Origin of the sequence: Burkholderia sp. SIMBA_051 (assembly GCF_046534915.1) — a bacterium.
Lineage (GTDB): Bacteria > Pseudomonadota > Gammaproteobacteria > Burkholderiales > Burkholderiaceae > Burkholderia > Burkholderia ambifaria.
On sequence record NZ_JAWRXS010000508.1, the window covers coordinates 1 to 258 of the forward strand.

Here is a 258-nt window from a genome sequence, read left to right on the forward strand (position 1 = left end):
GTGATCAACACTCTCATCCTTTCTCTCCTGTGATTCGCGGCATGGATCGCGGCGAGCGCGTTGCTCTGCGGTCGCCACGATCGTGCCTGAGTTCGTTCACGCCGCGCGCTCGATCAACCCGCGCAACACCGCTTCCAGCGTGACCGTCCCCTTGACCGTCTGCTCCGGCGCCGCGAAATCGATCCAGCCTTCGTTGAAGCCGTCGAGCATCCGGATGCGCGGCAACGGATGCCGCATTCCCTGCGACCTGAACAGGTC

Annotated in this window: 1 pseudogene; it reads right to left on the minus strand. The window is 63.6% G+C overall.

Going from position 1 to position 258, the window contains the following annotated elements:
• Window positions 1-96: 96 nt before the first annotated feature.
• A pseudogene (locus tag SB771_RS35490) lies at window positions 97-258 on the minus strand (NmrA family transcriptional regulator); the annotation flags it as partial.